Annotated in this window: 26 protein-coding genes and 1 tRNA gene; 12 read left to right on the top strand and 15 right to left on the bottom strand. The window is 49.3% G+C overall.

Annotated elements, in window-relative coordinates; genetic code table 11:
* Positions 1-1,485: a DASS family sodium-coupled anion symporter gene (locus tag MKY41_RS11805; protein ID WP_340745201.1), complete on the bottom strand. Its 1,485-nt coding sequence runs from the start codon at positions 1,483-1,485 to the stop codon at positions 1-3.
* Positions 1,486-1,687: 202 nt separating this feature from the next.
* Between MKY41_RS11805 and MKY41_RS11800 the strand changes: the two genes are divergently transcribed.
* Positions 1,688-3,853, top strand: a complete 2,166-nt coding sequence (locus tag MKY41_RS11800) for a beta-propeller domain-containing protein (RefSeq protein WP_340745200.1) — start codon at positions 1,688-1,690, stop codon at positions 3,851-3,853.
* Positions 3,854-3,952: 99 nt separating this feature from the next.
* Here MKY41_RS11800 and MKY41_RS11795 read toward each other — a convergent pair whose 3' ends face one another.
* Both MKY41_RS11795 and MKY41_RS11790 read right to left on the bottom strand, forming a co-directional pair.
* Entirely contained in the window at positions 3,953-4,564 is a 612-nt protein-coding gene (locus MKY41_RS11795; RefSeq protein ID WP_340745199.1) for a nucleotidyltransferase family protein, read from the bottom strand.
* Positions 4,540-5,526: an XdhC family protein gene (locus MKY41_RS11790; RefSeq protein WP_340745198.1), complete on the bottom strand. Its 987-nt coding sequence runs from the start codon at positions 5,524-5,526 to the stop codon at positions 4,540-4,542. The genes MKY41_RS11795 and MKY41_RS11790 overlap by 25 nt, the downstream gene beginning before the upstream one ends.
* A 113-nt stretch (positions 5,527-5,639) precedes the next feature.
* Between MKY41_RS11790 and MKY41_RS11785 the strand changes: the two genes are divergently transcribed.
* Genes MKY41_RS11785 through MKY41_RS11775 form a run of 3 tightly spaced genes read left to right on the top strand, consistent with a single transcriptional unit; the run spans position 5,640 to position 9,309 of the window.
* On the top strand, positions 5,640-7,982 hold the full coding sequence (locus tag MKY41_RS11785; protein WP_340745197.1) for a xanthine dehydrogenase family protein molybdopterin-binding subunit: 2,343 nt from the start codon (positions 5,640-5,642) through the stop codon (positions 7,980-7,982).
* Positions 7,979-8,809, top strand: a complete 831-nt coding sequence (locus MKY41_RS11780) for an FAD binding domain-containing protein (RefSeq protein ID WP_340745196.1) — start codon at positions 7,979-7,981, stop codon at positions 8,807-8,809. The genes MKY41_RS11785 and MKY41_RS11780 overlap by 4 nt, the downstream gene beginning before the upstream one ends.
* On the top strand, positions 8,806-9,309 hold the full coding sequence (locus MKY41_RS11775) for a (2Fe-2S)-binding protein (protein ID WP_340745195.1): 504 nt from the start codon (positions 8,806-8,808) through the stop codon (positions 9,307-9,309). The genes MKY41_RS11780 and MKY41_RS11775 overlap by 4 nt, the downstream gene beginning before the upstream one ends.
* 14 nt (positions 9,310-9,323) lie before the next feature.
* On the opposite strand, the gene MKY41_RS11770 is transcribed toward MKY41_RS11775, so the two are convergent.
* A complete protein-coding gene (locus MKY41_RS11770) occupies positions 9,324-9,587 on the bottom strand; it encodes a hypothetical protein (protein WP_340745194.1) in 264 nt (87 codons plus the stop codon).
* 190 nt (positions 9,588-9,777) lie between these two features.
* On the opposite strand from MKY41_RS11770, the gene MKY41_RS11765 reads away from it, so the two are divergent.
* Both MKY41_RS11765 and MKY41_RS11760 read left to right on the top strand, forming a co-directional pair.
* Positions 9,778-10,503, top strand: a complete 726-nt coding sequence (locus MKY41_RS11765; RefSeq protein ID WP_340745693.1) for a threonine/serine exporter family protein — start codon at positions 9,778-9,780, stop codon at positions 10,501-10,503.
* Between the two features lie 39 nt (positions 10,504-10,542).
* Positions 10,543-11,001 carry a threonine/serine exporter family protein gene (locus MKY41_RS11760; protein ID WP_340745193.1) on the top strand — a complete coding sequence of 153 codons (459 nt, stop codon included), beginning with the start codon at positions 10,543-10,545 and terminating at the stop codon, positions 10,999-11,001.
* Between the two features lie 44 nt (positions 11,002-11,045).
* Here the strand turns inward: MKY41_RS11760 and MKY41_RS11755 are convergent, their stop codons facing one another.
* Positions 11,046-12,698, bottom strand: coding sequence for a sensor domain-containing protein (locus MKY41_RS11755; RefSeq protein ID WP_340745192.1), 1,653 nt, complete (start codon positions 12,696-12,698; stop codon positions 11,046-11,048).
* Between the two features lie 166 nt (positions 12,699-12,864).
* Here MKY41_RS11755 and MKY41_RS11750 point away from each other — a divergent pair, with 166 nt between their 5' ends.
* Entirely contained in the window at positions 12,865-13,767 is a 903-nt protein-coding gene (locus MKY41_RS11750) for an EamA family transporter (RefSeq protein WP_340745191.1), read from the top strand.
* Between the two features lie 38 nt (positions 13,768-13,805).
* On the opposite strand, the gene MKY41_RS11745 is transcribed toward MKY41_RS11750, so the two are convergent.
* The 5 genes from MKY41_RS11745 to MKY41_RS11725 all read right to left on the bottom strand — a co-directional run bounded on the left by MKY41_RS11745 (position 13,806) and on the right by MKY41_RS11725 (position 16,947).
* Entirely contained in the window at positions 13,806-14,522 is a 717-nt protein-coding gene (locus tag MKY41_RS11745) for a hypothetical protein (RefSeq protein WP_340745190.1), read from the bottom strand.
* Positions 14,519-15,262, bottom strand: coding sequence for a hypothetical protein (locus MKY41_RS11740; RefSeq protein ID WP_340745189.1), 744 nt, complete (start codon positions 15,260-15,262; stop codon positions 14,519-14,521). The genes MKY41_RS11745 and MKY41_RS11740 overlap by 4 nt, the downstream gene beginning before the upstream one ends.
* Positions 15,234-16,142 (bottom strand): ABC transporter ATP-binding protein, encoded by a 909-nt coding sequence (locus tag MKY41_RS11735; RefSeq protein ID WP_340745188.1) that lies wholly within the window; start codon positions 16,140-16,142, stop codon positions 15,234-15,236. Before MKY41_RS11735 ends, MKY41_RS11740 begins: the two co-directional genes overlap by 29 nt.
* Complete coding sequence (locus MKY41_RS11730; RefSeq protein WP_340745187.1) at positions 16,139-16,522, bottom strand: GntR family transcriptional regulator; 384 nt, start codon at positions 16,520-16,522, stop codon at positions 16,139-16,141. The genes MKY41_RS11735 and MKY41_RS11730 overlap by 4 nt, the downstream gene beginning before the upstream one ends.
* Before the next feature lie 269 nt (positions 16,523-16,791).
* Entirely contained in the window at positions 16,792-16,947 is a 156-nt protein-coding gene (locus MKY41_RS11725; RefSeq protein WP_340745186.1) for a hypothetical protein, read from the bottom strand.
* Positions 16,948-17,059: 112 nt separating this feature from the next.
* On the opposite strand from MKY41_RS11725, the gene MKY41_RS11720 reads away from it, so the two are divergent.
* Positions 17,060-18,799, top strand: a complete 1,740-nt coding sequence (locus MKY41_RS11720) for an ABC transporter ATP-binding protein (RefSeq protein ID WP_340745185.1) — start codon at positions 17,060-17,062, stop codon at positions 18,797-18,799.
* Positions 18,783-20,609 carry an ABC transporter ATP-binding protein gene (locus tag MKY41_RS11715; protein ID WP_340745692.1) on the top strand — a complete coding sequence of 609 codons (1,827 nt, stop codon included), beginning with the start codon at positions 18,783-18,785 and terminating at the stop codon, positions 20,607-20,609. The genes MKY41_RS11720 and MKY41_RS11715 overlap by 17 nt, the downstream gene beginning before the upstream one ends.
* Positions 20,610-20,903: 294 nt before the next feature.
* On the opposite strand, the gene MKY41_RS11710 is transcribed toward MKY41_RS11715, so the two are convergent.
* Positions 20,904-21,374 (bottom strand): YusW family protein, encoded by a 471-nt coding sequence (locus tag MKY41_RS11710; protein ID WP_340745184.1) that lies wholly within the window; start codon positions 21,372-21,374, stop codon positions 20,904-20,906.
* A 134-nt stretch (positions 21,375-21,508) separates the two neighbouring features.
* The gene (locus MKY41_RS11705; RefSeq protein ID WP_340745183.1) at positions 21,509-22,528 is read right to left on the bottom strand and encodes a DUF2804 domain-containing protein; all 1,020 of its coding nucleotides are present in this window, start codon (positions 22,526-22,528) and stop codon (positions 21,509-21,511) included.
* Positions 22,529-22,594: 66 nt separating this feature from the next.
* Between MKY41_RS11705 and MKY41_RS11700 the strand changes: the two genes are divergently transcribed.
* A tRNA-Ala gene (locus MKY41_RS11700) sits at positions 22,595-22,667 on the top strand.
* 132 nt (positions 22,668-22,799) lie between these two features.
* Here MKY41_RS11700 and MKY41_RS11695 read toward each other — a convergent pair.
* The 3 genes from MKY41_RS11695 to MKY41_RS11685 all read right to left on the bottom strand — a co-directional run bounded on the left by MKY41_RS11695 (position 22,800) and on the right by MKY41_RS11685 (position 25,033).
* Positions 22,800-24,020: a tyrosine-type recombinase/integrase gene (locus tag MKY41_RS11695; protein WP_340745182.1), complete on the bottom strand. Its 1,221-nt coding sequence runs from the start codon at positions 24,018-24,020 to the stop codon at positions 22,800-22,802.
* A gap of 33 nt (positions 24,021-24,053) precedes the next feature.
* Positions 24,054-24,542: an ImmA/IrrE family metallo-endopeptidase gene (locus tag MKY41_RS11690; RefSeq protein WP_340745181.1), complete on the bottom strand. Its 489-nt coding sequence runs from the start codon at positions 24,540-24,542 to the stop codon at positions 24,054-24,056.
* 122 nt (positions 24,543-24,664) lie between these two features.
* Positions 24,665-25,033 (bottom strand): helix-turn-helix domain-containing protein, encoded by a 369-nt coding sequence (locus MKY41_RS11685; RefSeq protein WP_340745180.1) that lies wholly within the window; start codon positions 25,031-25,033, stop codon positions 24,665-24,667.
* Positions 25,034-25,212: 179 nt separating this feature from the next.
* Between MKY41_RS11685 and MKY41_RS11680 the strand changes: the two genes are divergently transcribed.
* Both MKY41_RS11680 and MKY41_RS11675 read left to right on the top strand, forming a co-directional pair.
* On the top strand, positions 25,213-25,434 hold the full coding sequence (locus MKY41_RS11680) for a helix-turn-helix transcriptional regulator (protein ID WP_340745179.1): 222 nt from the start codon (positions 25,213-25,215) through the stop codon (positions 25,432-25,434).
* Between the two features lie 12 nt (positions 25,435-25,446).
* Positions 25,447-25,665 carry a hypothetical protein gene (locus MKY41_RS11675; protein WP_340745178.1) on the top strand — a complete coding sequence of 73 codons (219 nt, stop codon included), beginning with the start codon at positions 25,447-25,449 and terminating at the stop codon, positions 25,663-25,665.
* Positions 25,666-25,760: the final 95 nt, after the last annotated feature.

The following is a 25,760-nucleotide window of genomic DNA, read 5'->3' as shown; positions in this document are numbered from 1 at the left end:
TTACAACAGTCCGATCCATTTCCAATACGTGGCGCTGAATAAAAGGATGAGCAAATACCCAATCACGGTCAGAGGTATCCCTGACTTCAGGAAATCCTTGACGGTAAAGGCGCCGGTCCCGTATGCGAGCATATTTTGCGGTGCACTCACCGGTAGCAAGAAACCAAAACTGATGACAAATTGTTGAATCAGGACAAACCCGATCTCATTGGCATCGATCGCCAGAGTTGATGTCAAGGCGATGAAAATTGGAATGAGCGCCGACGACAGGCTCGTCGCACTGGCAAATCCCAAGTGGATCAAAATGTTGAACAGGGACAGCAAGGCAATTGTCGCGATCAGCGGCATATGGTCAAGTCCCATCGCGCCGAACACTTTATCCGACAACCATTGGGCGCCATTTGTGTCCAATAGGATGGTCCCAAGCGCAATCCCGACGGCGAAGACGATAATTGTCCCCCAAGGGATCAGCTTCTCCACTGTCTTCCAGTCAAAGACGCCAATCTTTGGCGACAACAGAATTGCCAACGCTACAAGCGTCACAGTTGTCGTGTCGAAAGGGTGGAGCTTCTCTTCGGTGGACCAGAAGAAAAGGAGGGCGATGGAAATGACAATGAGGCGAATTTCCGCCGCCGTAATCGGACCCATTTCTTTCAATTGATTTTGAATCAATTCCTTCCCGCCCTCGACCACTTTCGTTTCCGGTTTAATGATCCGCAACATGACAAAGTAGAGGACGACGGACATGATGATGGACCAAGGAGCGGCGTAGAGGAACCAAGAGCTCCAGGCGACCGAGACGCCGAATTCCTTTTCGATAAACCCAAGAGCGACCATATTTTGGGCCGCTCCCGTCTTGATACCGATATTCCAAATGGAGACAGCCTGTACTGCCGTAATGACGAGCAGGGCGCCAAGCCGGCTATTATGAGGCAAGCCGAATGCGGCGACCATTCCAAGCAAAATAGGAACGACCGCACCGGCCCGTGCCGTAGCGCTTGGCACGAAAAACGCAAGTATGATCGATACAAGGATTGCTCCGAAAACAATGGCGCCTGTCCGGACGCCGACTTTCGAAAGGATATACAAAGCAAGCCGTTTATGGAGATTCGTTGCCTGCATGGCGGCGGCTAAGAACAAGGCGGCAGCTACAAGGGCGACGGCTGAATTGGAAAATCCGCCAAGTGCCATCTTGAGCGCATTTTTCGTTCCAAGCATGACGTCCGGATTGGCCATATCCGGGGCAAGTCCGAGCAAGAGTGCGACCAGGGCGATGATCATAGCGGCGCTCACTGGATACGTGACCGCTTCCGTCATCCATAAGATGACCGCAAATGCCAAGATGGCGAGGGCCCGTTGACCGGCTATCGGAAGTTCGTGGTGGTTAGGCAGCAACACGATGACAATCAAGGCTGCAAAAGCGAGTGCAATCCAAAGAGGCTTGAGGTTTCGTTTCGATTTGATGGTCGTTTCAGTAGATTTCAAACGGATTCATCCTTTCCGATGAACATGTATGTATAGTTCCAGTACCCAAAACGAAGTAGCTATAAAACGCTCTATTCAGCTTTCCCGGAATTGAATAAATTATGAACGCACTCGTTCCAAGTATATTCTGAAATTAATTGAAACGAAATTACCTGTCAGGAGTCTAATGGAATAACAAAGAAAATGGAAAGGGTTGGTCCACTTGAGAAAACCAGTAATTTGGATTGCTTCCGGGGTAGCCATCGCCTTCTTGGCATTGGCATTTGCTTTATCTATTCAAAGAGTGACAGTAACGGCTTCAGGAATCGCACTGACCGAGAAAGGCTGGCAGGCAGGTTTCTCGGCTCCGCTAAATCAGAAAGCCGAGCGATCCGGTGATCTTTATATTACCGATCAGGAGGGCAATCGGGTGGAGGCGGACATCCGTCTTGAAAATGAAGGGCATACCGTTCATGTCAACGGACTGAAACCGGGCGCGTATACGTTGCATATTAAGAAAGAGGCCGTGAAAGGGAAACGGTTCAAATCTCTGCGGTCGGATAAAATCGATTTCACGGTCCATGAAACGATCACTTCTGTTTCATCAGAAAAAGAACTGAAAGCGTATTTTGATCGGGCGAAAAGCATGATGGAAAGCGAGAGGAAAGCGCTGCGTCAGGAATCGGCAACTATGGAAAGTGCAAATGACAAAGCAGAAGCGCAGTCCGGCAGTGCGGATCATTCGACCACGAATAACCAAGTCGCCGGAGTTGATGAGGCAGATACCGTGAAGACGGATGGGGAATACATTTACTCTATCATGGGAAATACGGGTGTGACGATTTCGGATATTCGGAATCCGAAAGAACTCCTGAAAGTCCTTGAGTTGAAAGAGGATGAAAGTTTCTATCCGGGTAGCTTGTTCTTGCATAAAGATCTGCTCATTGTTCTTGGCTCGAAAATGTCACCTGACCAAGGAGTGTCTAATAGGCAGGCGGCGGACATGATCATGCCGGCGAATGAAATGACAGTTGTCCGGATTTATGACGTAGCCAAACCGGAACAGCCGAAGCTGATCCGGGAAATCGGGGCGGAAGGTTATTTGAACGGTGCCCGGAAAACGGGGGATATGCTCTATTTCGTCACGAATATTCAACCGTTCTATTGGATCATGGAAAAGTGGCAAGAGGAGGATCTTCGCCCGGCCGTATTGGATTCGATGGAAGACGATACCCCGAAATTATTGGAGTATCAGGACATTTCCATCTTGCCAGGAGCTGTTGAGCCAAAGTACTCCGTTATCACGGCTGTCGATCTTTCATCGCCTGCAAAAAGTGAACTTGTGACGAAAGGGTATCTCGGCAGCAGTGAACAACTGTATATGTCCAAAGAAAATCTGTATTTGACTGCCACCATCTATGAGGCGAGTTCGTCGGCTGGCGGGCAGGCGCGGTCGATGATATGGAACCCTAGCAGTGCCAACAGTGAGGTGTTCAAGTTTGCGCTGGACGGAATAAATGTCGCATTCCAAAGCTCCGCTACGTTGAAAGGGACACTGCTGAACCAGTTCTCGATGGATGAACATAACGGCCATTTCCGGGCCGTCACGACGGAGGGGAATCAATGGGATGAAAAGAACCCTTCCAAAAATCATCTATTCATCTTAGATGAAAACATGAAGCAGGTCGGGTCGGTCGAAGGGCTAGCAAAAGGGGAGCGCATTTATTCCGCCCGTTTCATGGGGGAGAAGGCGTATATGGTGACTTTCCGGGAAACGGACCCGCTCTTTGTTATCGATGTCGCCGATCCGGCTGCACCGAAAGTGCTCGGCGAGCTGAAGATTCCGGGATTCAGCAATTATTTGCATCCGCTGGACGAAAACCATCTCATCGGGTTCGGCTATGAAACGACGGCAAAGAAAAATCCGCAAGGCGGCGAACCGATTATTCTAACGGAAGGGATGAAGATTTCCCTATTCGATGTATCGGACTTCGCCAATCCGAAAGAGAAGGATACCGAAATTATCGGGGGACGGGGAAGTTACTCCCCGATCCAGCATGACCATAAATCATTATTCCAGCACACGCAACGGAATTTGTACGGGTTCCCGGCCGTCCTCTACGAGGAACGCGAGCGAAACAAGGAATTCTGGGATGTGGACTTCCTCGGGGCAGGTGCGCTCATTTATGAAATCACACCGGAAAAAGGGATTGTGTTAAAAGGCGATTTATTGGAAGGGAAACAACCGGGAGAGCAATACGTCGATTGGGAAAAAGAAATCCAGCGCATATTGTATAGCGGTGATAAACTGTACACCATTTCCATGAAGGAAATTACTCAATACGGCTTGGATTCAATGAAAAAGGAAAATACGTTGCAATTGCAATGAAGAGGGGGCCGTCCGGCAAATCGGACGGCTTTTTCATATGAGGAGAAACTGCCATACCCCGGTAAAAGTCGCAGCGTCGAGCGGGAAATAAAAACAGTCTCAGACCTTTTTTTTCATCTGTTTCAATCGATTATAGGCCTCCATCGTATCTGCGTCTGCAAACAGCAGCGGGTCGGGGGCGGGCAAATGCAGCCCGTGTAAGGAACCATCCCGTAAAATGTCCCTTGCCCCTTTATCTCCCGTCAGATCCAACAGACTTGAAAACAGTCTGTCAGAGAATAGAATAGGCGGTTTTGGTATTCCTTCCCCCGTTGCCGCTACGTAACATAGGTTCGGATTCCGTTCGTACTGTGAACAGAGTTCGTCGATAAAATCAGATTTCACGAATGGCTGATCCGCTAACAGGATGATAAGTGCGGAAGCTTGATGTCTGATGGCATAGGAGACCCCGATGCGCAACGTCGCCGATTGACCTTCTGCGGTAAGTGGTACCGGAACATGGACGCACTTGTTGTCGGCAATCAATTCCTCTGGAACCCAAGCCAAGGAGTCATTTTCCTTCGTCAGCAAGAAAACTTTTTTCACACGAGATTGAAGGGCTGCCGATAAAGCTTGGCTGCCAAAGGATTGTCCATGAAATGGCAGCGCCAATTTATCCGTCCCCATTCGTCTGCTTTGCCCAGCGGCTAGATAGAGGCAAGCGATGGACATGCAGCTACCCCGTTTCGCACGGCTATCACTTCCGCTAAAATGCTGACTGCAATTTCTTCGGGTCCCTCCGCCCCGATCGACAGGCCGATAGGGGATTGGAGATGGGTCAGGCTTATCCCTTTCGTCAAACGGGAGGTCCGTTGTTTTGATCCCAAAAGGCCGAGGTAGAGCAATTCTTGCTTTGCGAAGAATTGCAAGAGTGCCTGGTCCAATGTAAAGTGATGGGTCATTATGACGACTGAATCATAGGGGGTGAAGCGGGTGTCTTTGACCATCTGCTCTACATTGCCGATCTGGATGGACGCAGCGTTCGGGAAAAAACCTTCATGACAAAGGGCCTCCCGCCAATCTAATAAATGGACCGCATACCCCACTGTTTGCGCCATGGATGCCAACGGGCGCGCATCTGAACCTCCTCCGATCAAATAGAGATTCGGACGTGGCCATAGCCATTGCTCATATCTTCTCCCTTTCTCGTCACTCATGCTGCCTGCCGCGCATACGAACGGACGAAGCGGCATTTTGCCAATCGTCTTTGTCGTCTCGAAGACGAACGGGTACCCTTCCTTTAATTCTTGTATGTAATGAACAGGCCGGCCTTGTTGAAATTCCTCATGCACATTTAGTAAAGCCTCTCGAAATCCTTTGTCCACATCCCGGATTAGCACGGTAATGACACCGTTGCAACCGATGCCCCGCCCCCAGCCGAGATCGTCTTCGGCCCGTAAATCATAAATGACTTCCATTGCCGTTCCTGTGCCGAACAGCTCCTGCGCCCGGATCCGGAGATCGTTCTCTAAACAGCCGCCGCCTATCATGCCGAGTTGTGTTCCATCCTCCAGCAGGAACATCCAGGCGCCTTCTTTCCGATATGCCGATCCGTCGACATGGACGATGGTGCATGCAATCGCCCCTTGCCCTGTGGACAATACCTTTTGAAGCATCTCTTCCATTTGATTCATAGGATCACCTCCGTTATCAGTTGTATCCAATCGGCCGGCCTTTATTCCCTCTCTTATAAAATGACCGGCGTTTGGCTATCCTGTTTCCAGAAAGAAGAAAAGGAGAGAGCCGGGTGAACGGTTATAACAAAGTCGTCGGAACAGGAGCACAACGGATCGATGCTGCTGAAAAATCGACAGGAACTTTAAAATACCTTAGCGATTCCGAAATTCCAGGCATGCTGCATGCCTATGTAGCTACAAGTACCGAAGCACATGCTTCGATCATTTCAATAGAAGTTGCAGAGGCATGGAAAGTGCCTGGCGTCCAAGCGATTGTGACGGGAGATATGTTCCCGTTCCCGATCGGGCCTATTTTAGCGGATCGGCCTCCGATTGCACACCAAAAGGTCCGTTATTATGGCGAACCGATAGCCATTATCATCGCCGACGAGGAATACCAAGCGAAAGCGGCAGCGGAGAAAATCGAAGTGGAGTATGAAACATTGCCTGTCGTTAATTCGGTCCAACAGGCTTTCGAGAAAGATGCCCCTCTGCTCCATGAACAATTGGGAGACTACCAAAAAATCATTGATAATGTCTATCCGGTTCCAGGGACGAACATTGCCAGTCATATCAAAATCCGAAAAGGAAATTTCGGTGCTGCCTGGGCGACTTGCAAGGAGACAATCACGGCAAACTACCGATTCAACCTTTCCGATCATTTGGCAATGGAAACGCGTGCGGCTACGGTGGAAATCAATCCGGACGGCAGGGTCATCGTTCATTCGACAAGCCAATCGCCGTACACCATCAAAAAGGTGTTTAATCAATTTTTCAATCTTCCAGTCGGTAAAGTCATCGTACATATCCCGTTGCTGGGCGGGGCATTTGGAGGAAAAGGGACCGTTCAGTTGGAGCCGTTGGCGTATCTGGCTTCGCGTGCGGTCGGAGGCAAATTGGTCCGTCTCCGTTTTACGCGTGAACAGGACATGATAACGGCACCCACCCATATCGGATTTGATGCAACGGTAAAGCTAGGTGTGGATGCGGAAGGGAAGCTGATCGCTGGACAGTATACCTTCCTCGTCGAGGCGGGCGCCTATTCCGACCAGGCGGCAGGGATCACCCGTGCGGCGGCTCTTGATTGTACCGGTCCTTATCATATTCCGAATGTCTGGTGCGATTCCTATTGCATGTACACGAATCACACGTTTGCCACGTCTTTTCGAGGATATGGCCATCCCGAACTCACTTTTGCCATTGAACGGACGATGGACCGGTTTGCCAAACAGCTATCCATCGATCCCGTCGAATTTCGTCTGATGAACGCCATCCGTCCGGGACACTCCACACCGACCCAATCCGTGCTCAATGAAAACAAGGTCGGCGATACGGTGAAATGCCTGACAAGAGCAAAAGAGTTGATCGGATATTCAGGCCCTGAACCAGTGACTGTGTCGGAGACGGTGAAACGTTCCAAAGGTGTGGCTCTGTTTTGGAAGACGTCCACAACGTCAACGAATGCACAGGCTGGAGCCATTCTAACATTCGAACCGGATGGCACCGTCAACCTAAGCTGTGCGGCCGTTGAATTGGGACAAGGGACGAAAACCATTTTGGCGCAAATCGCTGCGGAGCGGTTGCAGATGAATCTGGCGGACATTCACGTCACGATGGATGTGAACACCCAGCACAACCCCCATCAATGGCGGACTGTTGCGAGCAGTACGACTTATTTGGCCGGGAGGGCAGTGCTGGCCGCTGCTGACGATGCGATCCGCCAATTGAAAAAGAATGCAGCCATCGCGCTTCAATGTGCAGCAGATGAGCTGTCCGTTGGCGGTAACCGTGTCTTCGTTACCGCCGTTCCAGAAATCGGAATTGAGATAAAAACCATTGCATTAGGATACAAATATCCAAATGGTCATACAGTCGGCGGACAGATCGTCGGTGTCGGCAATCATGTGCAGCGGCATTTGACTCCAATGGATAAGGAAACTGGCTTTGGGGATCCCGGCCCTTGGTGGTCTGTCGGCGCGCAGGCGGTGGAAGTGGAATTTGATGAAATGACAAACGATTACCGCATCCTGAAAGCCGTCACTGTGATGGACGGCGGGACGATCATCAACCCGATGACCGCACAGCAGCAAATGCGGGGCGGCATTTTCTTGGGACTGAGCATCGCAAAAGGAGAGGCATTCCTATATAATGATGCCGGCATTCCGCAAAACCCCGATATGCGGACGTATCAGATGACGCGATTCGGGGAGCAACCGGAAGAATATATAGTGGAATTTGTAGAAACGCCATCCGCTGAAGGTCCATATGGAGCACGGGGAATCGGTGAGTATGGGGTCATCGGGGCGGCGGGCGCCTTATCGAACAGTCTGTCGTTTGCCATCGGTATAGAAGTGGATGAATTGCCGCTTACTCCGGAAACGCTTTGGCGGTTAAGGAAGGGGGCTGGGCAATGATCCCTTTCAATTTCGAATATTTTAGACCGGAAACGATTGAAGAGGCGCTTGACTTGTATGAAGCGGAATGGAAATTGGGGAAGAAAGTGATCTTTTATTCGGGAGGCACGGAAGTGATCACATTCGCGCGTGGCGGCAAACTGACAATGGATGTCGTCATCGATCTAAAAGGCATCCCTGAATGCAACACTCTCGCCGTTGAGGAGGATCAATTGGTGATCGGATCCGCCGTGACGTTGAACGACTTGGCGGATTCCGACCTATTTCCGTTAGCGGGGGAGACGGTGAAGAAAATTGCGGACCATACGTCCAATAATAAAATTACGGTCGGAGGAAACTTGTTGAGTCGTCTCCCTTATCGGGAAGCCATGCTGCCGTTACTCGTCACGGATGCGTTGGCTGTCACGGCTGGTCCGAAAGAGAAGGATATCCTGCCGGTCGAGTCACTTGTGAAAACAGACCTCCCTGCAGGAGGGTTCCTGACACAAATTAAAGTGCCCTTGGCATATATCCAAGAGCCTTATCTCAGCTTGAAACGGACACGGACGTCCGTTATCGGATATCCGATTGTCAGCTTGGCGGCACTTGTCGCTACGGGAAGGATCCGGATTGCCTTCAGCGGCGTCAGTAATCTTCCGTTCCGCTCCTCTGTTATTGAAGGCATTCTGAATGAATCTTCTCTTTCCGTCAGTGAAAGGGTTCAAAAAGCGATAGCAAAACTGCCGGTGCAGGTGATGGATGATTTTCTTGCATCGGAAGAATACCGGGAGTATACGCTATCCACTTTATTGACAGAAACAATCCAACGTCTGGAGGCCAGCTTATGAAACTTTCCAATCGGGACCTTTTCACGGTCATCCCTTTACTGGTCAACGGAAGGACCCAACATGTCAAAGTCCGTTCGGCGGACACCTTGCTGCATGTCCTGCGATCTGAACTTGGTTTGACAGGGACGAAAATGGCCTGTGAAAACGGGGACTGCGGCGCCTGTGATGTATTGGTGAACGGAAAGCCGATGCACTCCTGCCTGCTATTGGCTGTAGAAGCAAGGCAGATGAATATAACGACAGTCGAGGGGCTGAAGGATTCCCCCATGGTCCAGGCGTTTGTCGAACACTTTGCCATTCAATGCGGCTATTGTACCCCGGGATTTGTCGTCAGCAGCCATGCCTTGGTCACTACACATCCGGAGGCAGACGATGAATTGATCAAAGAGTGGCTGCGACCGAATCTTTGTAGATGCACGGGATATCAAGAGATTTATGACGCGGTCCGCTCGGTTTTACGAACAAATCAGCTGGAGAAAACAGATGAAAACCCGGGATAACATCTCCCGGGTTTTCATTTTTTGAAGCTTTGGTTCCCTGTGTTCAAGGTTTCGATCAATTGCAACGTCTGCGCAGCCGAATCGACTTGCTTCCGGACCTGTTCTAGTTGATGTTGCGTCGTGGTAGGGGCGGCGCTTACCACAACCCCTTGCAGTTGGTTGATCAGTTGCGAAGCCATTTGCAACTGTTGTTGCGCCTGTTTGACCGCAAACGCATCAAAGAGGGTATCCATCTGCTGAATCGTGTCGGAGGCAGACTGTAATTTTGTCAAAATCATTTTCTTGTCCGCCTGAAACTGCTGCTCAAGCTGTTCGCTATGTTGTTGTACGATACGCCATCACCTTTTTTCCTATTTCTCGACAGTATGTGTATCAGGAGAGGCCTTTTATTCTCCCATACATTGTATTTTCCTTTGGCCTTCGCTAAGATAAATTTAAAAGGAGGCGGACGGGGTGGGGGACAAGGAAATGGCGATCGATTGTTGCCTGCTGGCCGGCCGGCTCATGATGGAGGCGGGGGCGGAAACGTATCGGGTGGAGGATACGATGGCGCGGATGGCACAAACGCAGTTACTATCTGCCACGCATAGTTTTGTGACGCCGACGGGGATCATTTTTTCCCCGGGCAGCCCACATCATACGAAATTGATACGGATTGAGCATCGATCGACCGATTTGGAGAAGATTGCACTTGTCAATGACGTGTCCCGCAAGCTGGCCGCTGGGGAATATAATCTGGAAGAGGCGTATGCCCGCCTGAAACAAATCGAACGGGAGAATGTCATGTTCCCAATCTGGCTCCAAATCGTTGCGGCCGCTGTAGCAAGCGGCTGTTTCCTCCTTATGTTCGGCGGGCGGTGGACTGATCTTCCGACTGCCATTTTCGCAGGGGGCTTCGGATTTCTTGTCGTGACATTCATCCAGGAATGGACACGGGTGAAGTTCTTCGCCGAATTTGTGGCCGCTCTGTTTGTCGGGTTGATCAGTTATGTGGCTGTCACGGGAGGCATTGGAACGGAATTGGATACGATCATCATCGGGTCTGTCATGCCTCTCGTTCCCGGTCTTTTGATCACAAATGCGGTGCGCGATTTGATGGCCGGCCATTTCGTGTCAGGTTTGTCGAAAGGGGCCGAGGCCTTTCTCACTTCCTTTGCCATCGGGGCCGGAGTGGCTCTTGTGTTAGCCTTTTAACTGAATTGTTCAGATAGTAACGGAAAGGGGCGGGTTGAGATGACTTCATATCTTCTACAGGGCACCCTTAGTTTTTTAGCGACGATGGGGTTCGGCATTTTATTCAACGCGCCGCGTCGGATGCTTTTATACTGCGGATTGGCGGGGATGACGGGTTGGCTTGTCTATCAATTGTTCAATGAACTGCTCGAGGATCCGGTCCGTTCTTCGTTTTTCGGGGCGTTCACGGTCGCCGTCGTCGCCAATCTATTCGCGAAGCGCTTCCGGATGCCGATGATCATTTTCAGTGTGGCCGGCATCATTCCGCTCGTGCCGGGCGGGACAGCGTATAATGCGATGCGGCATGTCGTGGAAAATGATTATCTAGCTGCTCTGTCCTACGCTTCGGTCGCTTTCATGGTGTCGGGAGCGATTGCAATGGGCTTGGTGTTCGCAGAAGTGATCATCCAGCTCATCTTCCGGGCCCTCCGTGGAAGGGAACAGAAATCGGCAACATAAAAACGGAGTGGCCTTTCATCCGAAAGCACTCCGTTTTTTGTCTATCATAAGACGGCAATTTTCTCGAGGGTGACAGGCACACCGATATGATAGCCTTGGATGGCATCGATGCCCATCGAGATGAGCAGATCCATCTGTTCTTCCGTTTCCACACCCTCCGCGACGACATAGAGGCCGAGAGATTTTCCAAGGCGAATCATCCCTTCCACCAGCTGTTGCGTCTTATTGTGGGTCAATAAAGAACCGATAAACTCTTTATCTATTTTAATTTTAGAAATCGGCAAGTTTTGTAGAAAACGGAACGAACCGTATCCGGTCCCGAAATCATCGAGAGCGAAGTCAATCCCTTTTTCTTTCAGGTCATTCATTTGGCCGACGAGGGACTGCTCTTCTTCGGCTTGGAAGGCGAACCGTTCTGTAATCTCAAGTTGGATCCGGTTGGACGGGCAACCGGTCGCTTCCAAAATTGAATGGACTTTTTCAGGCATCCGGGCATTGCTGAATTCCCGGACGGACGAGTTCACCGAAATTTTGATATCTTGCTTACTTTTTGCCCATTCCGCTGCAAGTTGGGCGGCATTCCGCAACACAAATGCGCCGATTTCGTGGATCAGCCCGTTTTCCTCTGCAACGGAGATCAATTCTTCCGGCATCACAATCCCTAGTTCATCGTCCTCCCAACGGACAAGGGCTTCATACATATTGATTTGTCCGCTTGCCACGTCCCATTGCGGTTGGTAGACGACCTGGAGGCTCTGTTCGTTCAAGGCGGTTAGCATTTTCCGGTCGATCGTGGCGCGTCGATTGAGCCCGCGATGCGATTCGGAGGTCAATGAAACGATTTTTCCGCCGCCGTGTTCGATGACATCCTTGGTAGCGGTCAGAGCTGCCTGGATGAGATGGTTATACGTCTGTTGGTCTTCAGGGAACCGGACGATCCCTCCGCTGACGGAAATCGGCAAGGCATTATTGTCGATGTAAATCGGGTTTTGCTCCAAAAATCCAAGGAATCCTTGGATATACCAATCGCCGAACGGTGTCAAGACGGCGAATTCACTGATGCCGATCCGGGCAATCGGATTGTCTTGGAAAAACCGCTTTAACCGATTGCTGAATGATTTAATCAATACTCTTTCAGAATCATGAGAATGCAGGTCTTTCAAAGTGTAATAATGGTCGATCGTAATATGGACAAACGAAAAATGCTTGTCTTCCTGGATCATCTCATTTACAGTGGCTTCAAGCTTATGTCGGCTCATCAGCCCTGTCTCAAAGTCGATAAAGGCGATCTGTTGAAGCTGATTGCGTATATTCACGTCTTGCGTGATATCCAGTTCCAAGAACGTGACGGAATTCAATTCCCCTTCATCGTTCATAAACGGGATAGCGATCAGGTTGACATGATACGATTCACCGGTCCGCCCCATTTTTTCGGTTGCGCCGGACCACGTTTTCCCTTTATTCACGGTGTCCCAAATAAGATGGGCTTGTTCGACCCCTTCGTCCGTTTCGGGGAACATTTGCCAAATCGTCTTTCCGAGGATCCGTTTCGGCGTCCATTTGCTGATGTCCAGGAATTTTTTGTTTGTGTAGAATATGACACCCTCTGCGTCGGTACGTATCACCATGTAGAACTGCTCAAGATTATGCAGAAGGTCCGGGAGTTCCGGCATAAATTGCCCGCTTTCGGATTTCATATCACTGTCCCCTTTTGGATGTTTTATACTACTATTATAATAAAACATTTTTTGCTTTTCAGCATGATTATGACAAATCTCCAACTTTTGTTTATTTTTAGGAGTTTTTCAATCGAATCATTAGGTGAATGGGCATGGTAAGGTCGGACTGGAGAGGAGAGTTTCGATGGAACGGTTCAAAGGAATCGCGATGATCATCATAGGTGCAGTGTTATGGGGAGCGACAGGGCCTATGATGGAATGGCTTCTTACAGAGAGTGCGATGACACGTTCTTTTTTAATCATTGTGAGAATGATAGTGGCCGGGATTCTGCTTCTTTCCATTCTGAAAGGGAGAGGAGTGCGAATTTTAGCTCCCTTGCAGCAAAAAGTATGGTCCCGGCAACTTATTTTGTTTGGCATATTCGGGATGCTCGGGGTTCAATATACTTTTCTCGGATCCATCGAATCTAGCAATGCCATTATCGCGACATTATTTCAATTTTTGGCGCCTATCTTTATTATCATTTTCATCTCATGGCGGCAGTGGACATTGCCACCTCGCGCGCAAGTGATCGGAATTGCTGTCACCATCGTCGGGCTGTTCCTGCTAATGACGAATGGATCGTTTGCTGCATTTGCACTGAGCAAGGCAGCGGTGGCGTGGGGAGTGGCGGTCGGGTTCACCTTCGCTTTCTACACCTTGTATCCCGTCCGCTTGATGAGCGAATGGGGAGTGCTGCTCGCTGTAGGGTGGGGGATGCTGATTGGAGGAGCGGCTTTATTCATCGTGAATCCAATGGCCGTCATCTCGGGGTACGAACCACTGCTTGACTGGCGGATCGCCGGCATGCTCGCCTTGGTCGTCGTCGTCGGGACGGTCGCCTTCTCTCTGTTTTTGGGAAGCATGAAATACATCACCCCGGTCGAGACGAGTATCTTATCCAGCTTCGAACCGCTGACTGCGATGGTAATCTCGGTCCTCTGGCTCGGGCAAGTGCTGGGCATCTGGCAACTCTTGGGGGCACTCGTCATGCTCGTCGGTGTGACCGGCCTGTCGATTGCGGGAAGCAAGGCACGGGAAGAATGAAGAACGGGGAGATCCTGGAAATGGATCACCCCGTTTTTTCACATGGATTCCTCTTCATCGAGCCATGCGGCATACAACCCGTCATCAATATCGACCATCAACCCTTTTGGAACGCGAAGATAGATGAGTTGGCCCCGTGATGTAGATGAACCAAGTTCCATTCCACCACGACGCGACTTCCCTGTGAATTGCTGTAGCAGTTCGGCGTCTTCATAGGAGTTCAGCTCCATTCGGGCCTTTGGCTGTGGATAAATGATCATTTGGCCGTCCTCCCAGCGGGGAAGGAAGTGCTCGACCCGGTCAGAAAGATCATAAGGACCAACGATAAGGAAAGCCCTGATGATTTTTTCCTCAATCACCCCATCGTCTGTATCTTTTCGCTCCAATATAATTTGGGGGGATTCTTCGAACTCCTCCGTCACTTGATTGACAATCCGAAACCTATCCTGGACGGGGTAGGTCTGATCCCTGATGATTCGGTCAGCAGGGAGGTCATCGACATCACCCGACCAAACCATTTCATCGAGCTCGTATTCCGCATTTTCGTTTGCCAGCGGAAGTTCTAGCGGTTCCCGGTTGTCAAGGAATCCGACAGTGACTGTAGCGATGAGCAAAATCACCAAATAGGCAGCAAAGAACACGTAGGTCCATTTGTGGTTCATTTGCACTCTGTTGGAAAGTTTCCTTCCCTTCGGCAGAAAAAAGTATAGGAGCAATAGGACGAGAAGAAGCGGGAGGAATGCAGCTACCATCATTTCCTCACCTCCAATTGATCCGTCAAGAAAGCAGCCATCCCAAACAGTCCGGCCACTGTGACAACCACCTTCAAGAGAAAGACAGGAAGAGAGGTTTCCATTCCATAGAACTCTGCCGCTTTCGCGATGATTTCAAATGTAAGAAAACCTGTAAAGAATGGTAAGACGAACAAGACAAGGATGAGCAGCGGAATGACAAGCTTACTCCGCTGAACTAGTGCCCCGATACCATAGCCAATGCTGGCAATCAAAATGACATACAAAATGGCAGTCGCCATTTGTGTAAAGAATTCCATCGGTGCCGTGAAAATGTCCCAAGAACTGATCAGGAAAGGCTCCGACCGGAACAGGGAGATGAATTTGACGATCGAGCCGGCAAGCATTGCCGTTGCACCGCCTATTGCAGAGGCTGCCAATAGGAAGAGGAAGCCTGACATGTGATGGCTCATCCGGTTCGACACATAAGCGAAGGCGTCATTGCGATATGCGGTTGTCGTCATTACAATGCCTGTTGTAAATGCCCAAATGAGCGTCATGACAAAAGGCAAGTCGCCAGAAGCCGTCGTCACGGAAATTTCCATCGATGAACCGCCATAGAAACTGCTCCTCGAGTTGAATCCCAACAGCATGCCGATGATCTGCATGACCATCAGGGAGGTGAATACACCTGTATATGCGTTGAACTTATAGCGCACTTGCTTCCGTACAATCTCAGTCAGCCGCGGTTCTGTCAAATACATCATCGATCCCTCCATTCAACCCGGCCGTCAAGATGACATAGGCCTCATTCGCCGAAACCGGCAGTACCTTAAGACCGTCTTCTGCCAGTTTTAACTTATCATCATCAGACAGGCTGTTTTCCAATATGAGTTCACTCCAAGCGCCATTTTGAAGCCGGCCGTAGCTTGTTTTATTTGTTGCGAAATAGGCCAACTTCTCTTCTTTGCCGACCAGCTTGATGAATTTTTCTTGCAGCTCGGTGATCGGCCCGTGGAATCGAACGCCGCCATCATGGATCAGCAAAATATCTTCCAGCAAATCCTCGATCTCCTCCAGATGGTGGCTGGACAATAAAATCGTCCGCGGATGGGCGAGATAATCTTTCAGTAATGCCCGGTAGAAATCTTGGCGAACCGCCGTATCCATGCCGGTCGTCGGCTCATCCAAAATCGTCAATGGACAGTGGGCCGCAAGTCCGAAAATGGCGTTGAACGTGCTTTTTTTCCCTTTTGATAACGCGGCATGCCGGGAAGCGGGGTGGAATTGGAAATACTCAAAAAGCCTTTGAGCAAGGCCGGCGTCCCAATTCGGGTAAAACCGGGCCGCCTCATGCAGGATCTCCTGTAATGACAACTTGTCGGAGAAGCTGAGCGTATCATCAACCATTATGAGATTGGCCGAAACTTTTAAGCTGTTAAAAGGATTTTCCGAAAAGACCTGGACATCCCCGGAAGACGCGTGGATATGCCCCGCCGCAATCTTCATCAAAGTTGACTTGCCGACTCCGTTCCGGCCGATTACACCGGTGAGGATCCCTTCTTCAATGGTGAAGTTCAATCGGTTCAATACAGTATGCGTTCTAAAAGCCTTCGTGACATCGTTAAATTCAATAACATTCATGATTCCCCCTCCTTCGTCTGTGCACGCTCCGCTTCGATCATGGACAACAGATGCTCATCGTCGACGCCGAGCAACCGCGCCTCCGTCAACAATTGGCGGATCAGTCCCTGAAGTGTCTCTTCTTTCCGTTTGACAATCAAAGCGTCACGGGCATCGGGCGAAACGAATGTCCCGAGCCCCCGCCTTTTATATACGATCCCTGCATCTAACAATAAGGTTAGCCCCTTTCCCGCCGTCGCCGGATTAATATTGAAAATCTCGGCCAGTTGGTATTGTGAATGAACTTTCTCATCCGCCTGCAGCGTCCCATCGATGATTTCACTTTCAATCCATTCCGCAATTTGAACATAAATCGGTTTCGAACTATCCAAATCGAGCATCACGTCACCTCCTGTTAACCAGTGCATTACTGTTGTAATGTACTATATGCTATTTGGGAATGAAATACAAGGGCGAACTGGGAAATTAACGTAAAAATTTAGGGTGTTGGGGGAGAAACATGGGATTGCAATTAGAGCTAGCGCAAGCCACCTGACTCGGAGAGAAAAAAGTGGGGGGCAACGAACTGGGTGTTGGGTGCAAGCAATGATCGCTGTGCAATAAATTCGTCATTGAACGCAAGAAACCCGGTGCGGAGTGCAAGGAAAGATCATGTGAGTGCAATGAACCGGGTGCCGGGTGCAAGCAACGATCGCTGTGCAATGAATCTGCTGTTGAACACAAGCAACCCAATCCCGAGTGCAAGGAAAGAACGTGTGAGTGCAACAAACCAAGCATCAAGTGCTAGCAACAAAAACCCAAGCACAATCAACCCCCGGCCAGGACAAAAGAAAATCGTACTCTCTGCCTAGCGTGCTATAATGGGAGCTACGAATAAATGGATTCGAGAAACGAAAGGGTTTGGGGGTGGCTTGGACATGAGGACAGTATTTTCATATGCCAAACCATATAAATGGCCGATTGTCATTGCGCTGGCATTGACGTTGGTGGAGCTTGGGGTGGAACTGGTCCAGCCCTTGCTCATCGCAAAAATCATTGACGAAGGGATTATCGCGGGGGACGCCGCGGTTGTGTGGACGTGGGGGAGCGTCATGATGGCGTTGGCGTTAACGGCCTTCCTCACGGGAGCCGTCAATTCCTTCTTCGCAGCCCATGCGGCACAAAGTTTTGCATTCGACCTTCGGCAAGCGCTGTTCGGCAAGGTGCAGGCGTTCACGATGGCCACCTTTTTACGGTTTCCAGCGTCGGGCCTTATCACCCGGTTGACGAGTGATGTGACGATGGTGCAGAACGTGTTGTTCATGGGGTTGCGCATCATGCTGCGCGCGCCGCTCATGGTCATCGGCAGCTTGATCATGGCCTTTATCGTCAACATGAAGCTTGCCTTATTCTTACTGGCAGGGGCGCCATTCCTTGCCATCTTTTTATATGTCATGACGAAAAAGGGTGTCGTGCTCTTTGCACGCGTCCAGAAACGGTTGGACCGGGTGAACCGGGTCATCCAGGAGAACCTACAAGCGGTCCGGCTCATCAAGGCGTATTTGCGGGGGACCTACGAAGCGGGACGGTTTGACAAGGTCGCGGATTCCTTGCGGGGTGACACGGTCCGGGCGATGCGCATGATGGAATTGATCCTGCCAGTGCTGCTCTTCATCATGAATGTCAGCTTGATGGCGGTTCTCTGGTTCGGGGCTAGTGAAATCCGGGAAGGGGGCGCGCAAGTCGGGGAGCTTGTGGCGATTGTCAACTACGCGATGCGGATTACCGGTGCGTTTTCGATGTTTTCATTCCTCATCATCTTGTTTTCCCGTGCGAAAGCCTCGTCAGAGCGGATGACGGAAGTGCTATTGGCCGATGAAGCCTTGGAAGACCAGCAGGCGGAGAGTTCCAGCTTGACCGTTTCGGCCGGTGATCTGCGGTTTCAGAATGTCTCTTTCCATTATCCGGGTAGGGCGGAAGCCGTGCTGAAAGATGTCACATTCCATGTGTCAGCCGGGGAAAAGCTTGCCATCATGGGAGCGACAGGTTCTGGGAAATCAACCCTGCTCAATCTGATCCCCCGTTTTTTCGAAGTGACGGATGGGGCGATCTATGTCGGGGGAGTGGATATCCGGGAGTGGCCATTAAATGAGTTGCGGGAAACAATCGGGCTCGTGCCGCAGCAATCTGTACTATTCACCGGTTCCATCATGGAGAACCTGGCATGGGGTGACAATGAAGCGGAGTCCGATGAATTGGTGGAAGCCGCGAAAAAAGCGCAGATTCACGAGTCCATCGACCATTTTCCGCAGAAGTACGAAACTCGGGTTGGGCAAAAAGGGGTTAATTTATCCGGCGGGCAAAAACAGAGGCTGTCGATTGCTCGGGCTCTTGTGCGGAAACCGACCATCCTCATTTTGGATGACAGCACGAGTGCATTGGATGTGAAGACGGAAGCTGCATTATGGGAAGCGTTGCAAGATGAGGAAGCGACGATGCTCGTTGTCACGCAAAAAATCCGGACAGCGCAGGGGGCGGATCGCATCCTCCTATTGGACGAAGGCCGGGTCGTCGGCTACGGTACCCATGAGGAGCTGTTGGGCCGATCGGGGCTCTACCAGGCAATTGCGCAGTCCCAAGCGGAAGGGGAGGTGATCGATGATGTCGAACATCCGTAAACCGTTTGGATATGAACCGATCCTTACGAAAGAAGCGATCCAAGAGGTGAAAAAGAAGAAGAAGGAGCGGGCGGGCGATTGGAAGTCAGTCCTGATCCGGACCTGGAAGATGGTCGATGAGCAGCGCGGTCTATTACTTCTTGTGCTCGGCCTGGTTTTTGTAAGTTCGGTCCTCACTTTGCTTGGGCCGTTGATGGTCGGAAAGATTCTCGATCACCATATCATCCCGATGGACTTCGATGGTTTGGCTGATAAGCTCGGTTGGCTGATTGCCATTTACCTTGTTCTGTCGCTATCGCTTTATTTCCAGAACTTTTGGATGGTCGGTATTGCCCAACGGACAGTCTTGCGGTTAAGGTCGGGGTTGTTCGCACATCTGCAAAAACTGCCAGTCAGTTTTTTCGATAAACGGCAGCATGGCGAGTTGATGAGTCGGGTGACGAACGACATTGAAAGCGTCAGCCAAACGTTGAACTCCTCTTTCATCCAAGTGTTTTCGAGTATCCTGACATTGACGGGAACACTTGCGGTCATGCTGTACCTCAGTCCGTTGCTGACTGTTCTGACGATGATCATCATCCCGGTCATGTTCATCGCAGTCCGCTGGATTACACGTCGGACTGGGCTTCTCTTCAAGGAACAGCAACGGGCGCTCGGGGAGTTGAACGGTATGATTGAGGAGACGATTTCCGGTCAGCGGATCGTCAAGGCGTTCTCCCAGGAATCCCGGGTGATGGAAGAGTTTGCGATGAGAAGCGAGCACCTGCGCCGGGCCGGTTTTTGGGCATCGACGTACTCGGGGTTCATTCCAAAAGTGATGAATATGCTGAACAATGCCGCATTCGCGATTGTGGCAGGTGTCGGTGGGCTATTGGCGTTAAAAGGAGATGGCATCGTGACGATCGGAACCATCGTCATCTTCTCGGAGTTGGCCCGTCAATTCACACGTCCTTTAAATGATCTGGCCAATCAATTCAATACGGTGTTGTCCGCCATTGCAGGTGCGGAGCGGGTCTTCGCCATCATGGATGAGCCGATGGAGCAAGACAGTGCAACGGATTATGCGGATCAAACGCTCAAGGGAGACGTGGAATTCCAAGATGTGTCATTCGGATATGCGGTGGAGACGGATGGCTATACGGTCGATGGGATTTCATTCCGCGTCAAGCCGGGTGAAACGGCGGCATTGGTAGGTGCGACAGGGGCGGGGAAAACGACGATCATGCAATTGTTGGCCCGTTTTTACGAAGCAAATGAAGGGCAGATCCTGATCGACGGGATTCCGATCTCCGAATTGCCGAGGCGAACGCTCCGCAGCCAGATAGCGTTTGTCCTCCAAGATCCGTTTCTCTTCGAAGCGACCGTCCGGGAAAATATCCGGTATGGCAAATTGGATGCGACGGACGAGGAAGTGATGGAAGCTGCGAAACGAGCCAATGCCCATTCATTCATCATGAAATTGGAACAGGGCTATGATACGATTTTGTCCGCGGATGGTGGAGAGATTTCGCAAGGGCAGAAGCAATTGCTCTCCATTGCCCGGGCACTCGTCGCTGATCCTGTCATCCTGCTATTGGATGAAGCGACGAGCAGCATTGACACGGTGACGGAATTGGCAATCCAGGAAGCGCTCGAACGGTTGATGGAAGGCAGGACGAGCTTCGTCATCGCCCATCGATTGAACACGGTGCGGAAAGCGGATAAGGTGTTCGTCATGGATCAAGGTCGATTGATCGAATCCGGCACGCAGGAAGAATTGATGGAACGCAAAGGTGCTTACTATCAGTTGGTGAAAGGTTCGGAAGTCTGAAGGCAGAACAAAAGCACAGGGCGCTTGCTCAGAGGCGACAGGCATAAGACGAAGATGCGGAATGGCGTTTTTTGCCACAGAGCGGCTTTGGCTTATGACCCCGAGCCAATCGAACAGCGAAGGGTTCGATTTGCTGTATTTCTGCGTACTTTGCAGAAATTAAGGCATCCTCCCTCTAGCGCCCGAAGCTGGACGTGAATAAGCTCAGTTTTGAAGGTTATCCACATGCCAAGACTTTATAATTTCTTGACGATGAAAATAGGCTATGGGGAGAGGATCCTCATAGCCTTTTTGTTATTTCACGTCTTCGATATTCAAGTTGGTCCCATCATCGAAATTGATTTCCAAGTCGAACTTGGAATAGGTGTCTAATTCGTAATAAGTCAAAATGCGTTCCTTGAATTCTTCTTCTGTCATATTGTTGCGGAGAAGAAGGGCGGTGAAAAGCTTATCGAGTTCATCCATCGCTTCCTTGCCTTTTACGTTCACACCAGTCAATGCGTTTTTGTATTCGACATCAAGCTCTTTATCGACTTCGTAATCCGCTTCAATGGCATCTTTCCCCTCGACCTCGATATCCAGATCAAAATGGGTGAAACCGTAGCCATCCCCGGTTTCCATCGTGCCTCCTTCTTTTTCATGCTCATAAATGATATCCGCGTCTTCCCGTTGATCCTTATCCGCATTTTTCCCGAAGTTTCCGCATCCGGCCATGACGAAGATAGCTGCCATCAAAAGCAAACTTGCTATCGTGAATTTACGCACACTTACACGACCTTTCCAATTATCATCTATACATAACTTTACCTCCCAACAGGAAAATTAAACAGAAACCGGATAAATGAAAACACCAGCTTTGAGGGCTGGTGTTGAAGAAAATGATATCGATAAGGACAGTCTCACCATTTGGCGATATGCTCTTCTGTACAACCGAGCATTTGCCGGATCGGCAGGATGGAGTCGTCGTATAGTTTAACGCGTCCGTTGAAATATCCGACCAACTGATGCACCTCGGTCCGAACGACGCGGACATTCGTCAGGGCGACGCGTTCGAAAAAAGGAGTGAAAGTCAGTTGCACGCGATCCGTAAACTTGGTATGAATTTTCCAAGGTAGCATGAAATTTTCGGAATCATAGGTGAAAATGACGTCTTCATGGATTTTCGTCATGACACCATCGACGAACACCGCATTTTCCGTCAAGCCGGTGCCGTCCGTCCATTTCCCACCAAAATTCAACCCGATCCGGCGTCCCCCAGACCGTTGGGAGGCCATCGCCCAATTCCACTCGGCCTCCCGGGGCCAAACGCCGCGTCCGTAATCGAGGACGGCGAAGCTGTAATCCGGATTGAAATCATACCGTCTTTCGCCAATTTTGACGAAACCGCCCGTCGGCAACGTATGATGTTTGGCGGTGAATTGAAAGAGGTCCCGACTTTTCGGAATGACGACGTTCAGCGAATCATCCCCTTCCGGATGGGTAATATGAAGATCGGCGTGAAGCACTTCATTATCAAAATCAGGAATGGTGACGGAAAGATGGGTCTCCCCTTGGATGTGGACAAGCTGAATCGACAGGCTGTCCGTCGAAACTTTTATGCTGTCGAGCACGCCCTCTGGCATTTTCACCTTCCGCCCGACGGGAATGGTGACCATCTTCTCGTAAAACCGCTGCGTCTCATAATCCAGTATATAAACAAAACAGGCAGCCGCATAATCGAGGTGGCTGATCGTCGCGGAAAATAAAAGATCCTCCCCGTACACACACCAGTAATTCCACTTCTTTTTCCGCATGAAATGGCCTTTTAGATTACTCTGGATGAATGGACGCCGGGCATACCCAATCGATTCGGGATTCAATCGCCCCTTGCCGTCACAAAGCGGAACGGGCGCAATGATTTCCCTTTCAGCATGCTGCATCTAGCCAACCCCCTACCTATTGTCTTTTTGAAATCTTATGCTATAATTGCATTATACCAAATGTACGGGGCATTAGCTCAGCTGGGAGAGTGTCACGCTGGCAGTGTGAAGGTCACCGGTTCGAACCCGGTATGCTCCATCGAATAAAACATTGATATGACGGCGTTTCCCGAAGGTTCTTACTGAATCTGAAAGGGGAGCGCCGTTTTTCATGCCGACATTTTGCCGACCAAATCGAAAAACATAGTAATTCTTAATGATATTTAACGTTTTATTTTTCATCATCTTGCCGTTTTGCAAAAATAGTATCAAATTTATCGGTTGCAGCTTTATCAGCTTTTCGCAGTGCGTGTCCATACGTATTCATTGTGATTTTTATATCGGAATGGCCGAGTCGTTCAGATATGGTTTTAGGATGAACGCCTCGATTGATTAGAATGGTAGCGGAGGTATGGCGTAAAGCGTGGGGCTTTATATATCGCAGCTCATGCCTCTCCAAAAAACGTATCCACCAAGTCCGGACAGAGGAGGGGCTGTACGGCTCTCCGTTTGGGTGGGAGAGAATCAAAATATGTTTGCCGTCCTCCCAGAGCGATTCACATGCAGCACGTTCTCTCATTTTCTGTTCTCGCAAGGACTTCAGATCGTCTATAACGATGTTCGATAGGTAAATATCGCGCTTCCCTTCACTTTCACTCCCGTTACCTTTCCGGATATCGTGAATTTGATATCCTTCTTCTTTGGTATATGTCAAAGCTTGTTCGACATGCACAATTCCTTCTTCATAATCAATATGCCTATCCAAATCAAGGCCCATTAATTCCGACCGGCGCATTCCGGTTGTAATTAGCAACTTAATAGCGACTTGCCAATGCAACAATTCCGATTCCAGCGCTCCTACAACAGCGGCAGCCTCATCATCGTCATATACGTCAACCTTGGATTTACGCACTCTAGGTCGGTCGATTCCATCCATGGGTGACGTCTCGATTACTCGAACACTGACAGCATAATTAAATATCCCTTTTAATATACGATAATGATAAAAGATGGTCGTGTCAGCCAGTTTTCCTTTTTTACCATCCAAGCGCATGCCGTCTTCACCTAGGTTGTGCAAGAAATCAATGATGTGTTGCGGCTGGACTTGGTCAACTCGCAGATACTGAAAGGCAGGAAGGATGCGATTCTCTAAGTAATTAATATATTTCGAGATAGTCGTATGAGATAGGTTCCGCATCACGTATTTCGGAACCCATTCTTTTTGTACAAATTCCACGAAGTTTATCTTTCTACCTTCGAAGTGGCCGTCGCCGGTTAATTCGGTTACAAACTGAGCAAGCAGCGTATCGGCCTCCCGCTGTCCCTTCGCGCTAACCGTTCTGTATTTTTTATTCCTTTTCTTTTTTCCGGTTTTCGGGTCAATGTAGTGACCTAAGTCGACTTCTAATTGCCATTTCCCTTTACCGCGCGGGCGGGCATGTCCTTTCGCCATGAAACGATACTCCTTTCATTACTTTCTGCATTCTCATATCCATCTATAGAAAACTCCTGAATAAACTTTGTTTTCATACATTTTTAGTCGCAATTCTGCAAATTCATTAGTCACGTTAAATGTCTGCTGGATCTTCCATACAGCTTTTTGACGATCCTGCGGTAGTTCTAACCTTCGCAACATGAAAGTGGGTATGCAAAAATGAGATGCGAAACTATCAGCTTGCCATTCTTGATATTCCAAGAAGAGGCGAGCCATCTTTTTTTGATTTCCAGAATGCCTTAATATGTGGCATAACTCGTGTGCGAACTCCTGCCACTGTTCCTGAGGTGTTAGATTGCGATTCAGAAAGATGTATTGTCGCCCATTTGAATAAATAGCTTCGCTAGGTCCGTTGAAAGGATATAACCAAATGTTCAATCTTCTGGCAATGGTGTGTTGATTTAATTTACCGGGATTCTTTATGCCGATATTTAAATAAAGATCCTTAATGTAATCCTCTAAATGGCTGTTAATGTACATAACATAACCACCCTTCAAACGTATGTTCTTTAAAAGTTTGAAAGAAAAGCCCTGAAACGGGCTATATAATATCTAATTCATATAAAAATTAAAACGGCTGTATGTCATATCGATTATGTGACTTATTTATTTCTGTCCCTACGGATAATCTCCCACATTTCCCGAAGCTTCCTCACATCTTCTTCGTCTGATCCTGGCAATTCTCTATACCAGCGTTCAAGCTCCGGATCGTTTGCGAATGCTTCAAATTCTTCATCTTCGGTCATGCGAGGATTGTCTGACCTGCCTAGAAGATAATCAGTTGTTACTTCAAGAACATCTGCAATGTTATTGATAGTGTCTAAAGGCGGTTGTTTGGTCCCGTTTTCGTATGCGGTATAGGTTGACCGTGCAACACCAATTTTTTTAGCGACATACTCTTGAGTCCATAGCGAGTTTACATCCTTTTTCTTTTCCCGACATTCTTTTAACCGAATATGAAACCTCTCCATACGAACCACCATTCTATATTGCATATTGTTATTCATAATTTTACATGTTTCTAACAGTAACTTCTATCAATGTTCCTAAAGGTGTAATTTATTTTATGTAAAACAGTTGACATGTTACCTAAGGGAACATATACTAAGAATAGATTAAAAGTTCCTAAAAGGAACATTGGAGGTGCGACATGAGAAAATGGCTTAAGAAGTACCGAGATGAAAGGAAGTTAACTCAAGATGAGACTGCGAAACTCTCTGGAATATCTCGGACTTACTATACGCACATTGAAAACGGAACAAAGACACCTTCCGTTGAAGTGGCGAAGAGTATCGCGAAAACCCTTCAATTCGATTGGGTGAATTTTTTTAAAGAAGGATGTTCCTTTAAGGAACAAAAAGAAGTCGGATAGGAGGCGAGAGGGATGACTGAAGAAAAATTCATGGTGGACTTTGGTGCGGTGAAACTTAGCAGTTTGGTCCTCACAAATGATAAAGAGCATTACGAAAGGATGAAGACTCGAAAGGATATTGGCGTATTGTTCGAGCCTTCATTACTCAAATCAGAAGCCATGCAGCCTATTTACTTGATTGGGATTCTGGAGGATAGAGCGGATCCGATTCCTTCTCCCAAACCAGATTGACAAAGTAGACTTCACTTCCTAAAGCAAAGCGGGAAACAGGTCTCCAACCCAGATCAATGTGCTTTTGAACATAGGCGAGTCCTCTATCCTCGTTT

Source organism: Sporosarcina sp. FSL W7-1349, assembly GCF_038003045.1.
Lineage (GTDB): Bacteria > Bacillota > Bacilli > Bacillales_A > Planococcaceae > Sporosarcina.
The sequence above is the reverse complement of the archived record's forward strand: the minus strand, read 5'-3'. Positions and strand labels throughout refer to the sequence as shown.

Coding starts and splice junctions, on each gene's coding strand:
- MKY41_RS11705 (WP_340745183.1), bottom strand. CDS start 22,528: ATGCAGCATGCTGAAAGGGAAATCATTGCGCCCGTTCCGCTTTGTGAC.
- MKY41_RS11775 (WP_340745195.1), top strand. CDS start 8,806: ATGAAACTTTCCAATCGGGACCTTTTCACGGTCATCCCTTTACTGGTC.
- MKY41_RS11715 (WP_340745692.1), top strand. CDS start 18,783: ATGTCGAACATCCGTAAACCGTTTGGATATGAACCGATCCTTACGAAA.
- MKY41_RS11740 (WP_340745189.1), bottom strand. CDS start 15,262: ATGTATTTGACAGAACCGCGGCTGACTGAGATTGTACGGAAGCAAGTG.
- MKY41_RS11675 (WP_340745178.1), top strand. CDS start 25,447: ATGACTGAAGAAAAATTCATGGTGGACTTTGGTGCGGTGAAACTTAGC.
- MKY41_RS11750 (WP_340745191.1), top strand. CDS start 12,865: ATGGAACGGTTCAAAGGAATCGCGATGATCATCATAGGTGCAGTGTTA.
- MKY41_RS11720 (WP_340745185.1), top strand. CDS start 17,060: ATGAGGACAGTATTTTCATATGCCAAACCATATAAATGGCCGATTGTC.
- MKY41_RS11765 (WP_340745693.1), top strand. CDS start 9,778: ATGGCGATCGATTGTTGCCTGCTGGCCGGCCGGCTCATGATGGAGGCG.
- MKY41_RS11760 (WP_340745193.1), top strand. CDS start 10,543: ATGACTTCATATCTTCTACAGGGCACCCTTAGTTTTTTAGCGACGATG.
- MKY41_RS11770 (WP_340745194.1), bottom strand. CDS start 9,587: ATGATTTTGACAAAATTACAGTCTGCCTCCGACACGATTCAGCAGATG.
- MKY41_RS11795 (WP_340745199.1), bottom strand. CDS start 4,564: ATGTCCATCGCTTGCCTCTATCTAGCCGCTGGGCAAAGCAGACGAATG.
- MKY41_RS11755 (WP_340745192.1), bottom strand. CDS start 12,698: ATGAAATCCGAAAGCGGGCAATTTATGCCGGAACTCCCGGACCTTCTG.
- MKY41_RS11745 (WP_340745190.1), bottom strand. CDS start 14,522: ATGATGGTAGCTGCATTCCTCCCGCTTCTTCTCGTCCTATTGCTCCTA.
- MKY41_RS11790 (WP_340745198.1), bottom strand. CDS start 5,526: ATGAATCAAATGGAAGAGATGCTTCAAAAGGTATTGTCCACAGGGCAA.
- MKY41_RS11680 (WP_340745179.1), top strand. CDS start 25,213: ATGAGAAAATGGCTTAAGAAGTACCGAGATGAAAGGAAGTTAACTCAA.
- MKY41_RS11695 (WP_340745182.1), bottom strand. CDS start 24,020: ATGGCGAAAGGACATGCCCGCCCGCGCGGTAAAGGGAAATGGCAATTA.
- MKY41_RS11735 (WP_340745188.1), bottom strand. CDS start 16,142: ATGAATGTTATTGAATTTAACGATGTCACGAAGGCTTTTAGAACGCAT.
- MKY41_RS11780 (WP_340745196.1), top strand. CDS start 7,979: ATGATCCCTTTCAATTTCGAATATTTTAGACCGGAAACGATTGAAGAG.
- MKY41_RS11685 (WP_340745180.1), bottom strand. CDS start 25,033: ATGGAGAGGTTTCATATTCGGTTAAAAGAATGTCGGGAAAAGAAAAAG.
- MKY41_RS11690 (WP_340745181.1), bottom strand. CDS start 24,542: ATGTACATTAACAGCCATTTAGAGGATTACATTAAGGATCTTTATTTA.
- MKY41_RS11730 (WP_340745187.1), bottom strand. CDS start 16,522: ATGCTCGATTTGGATAGTTCGAAACCGATTTATGTTCAAATTGCGGAA.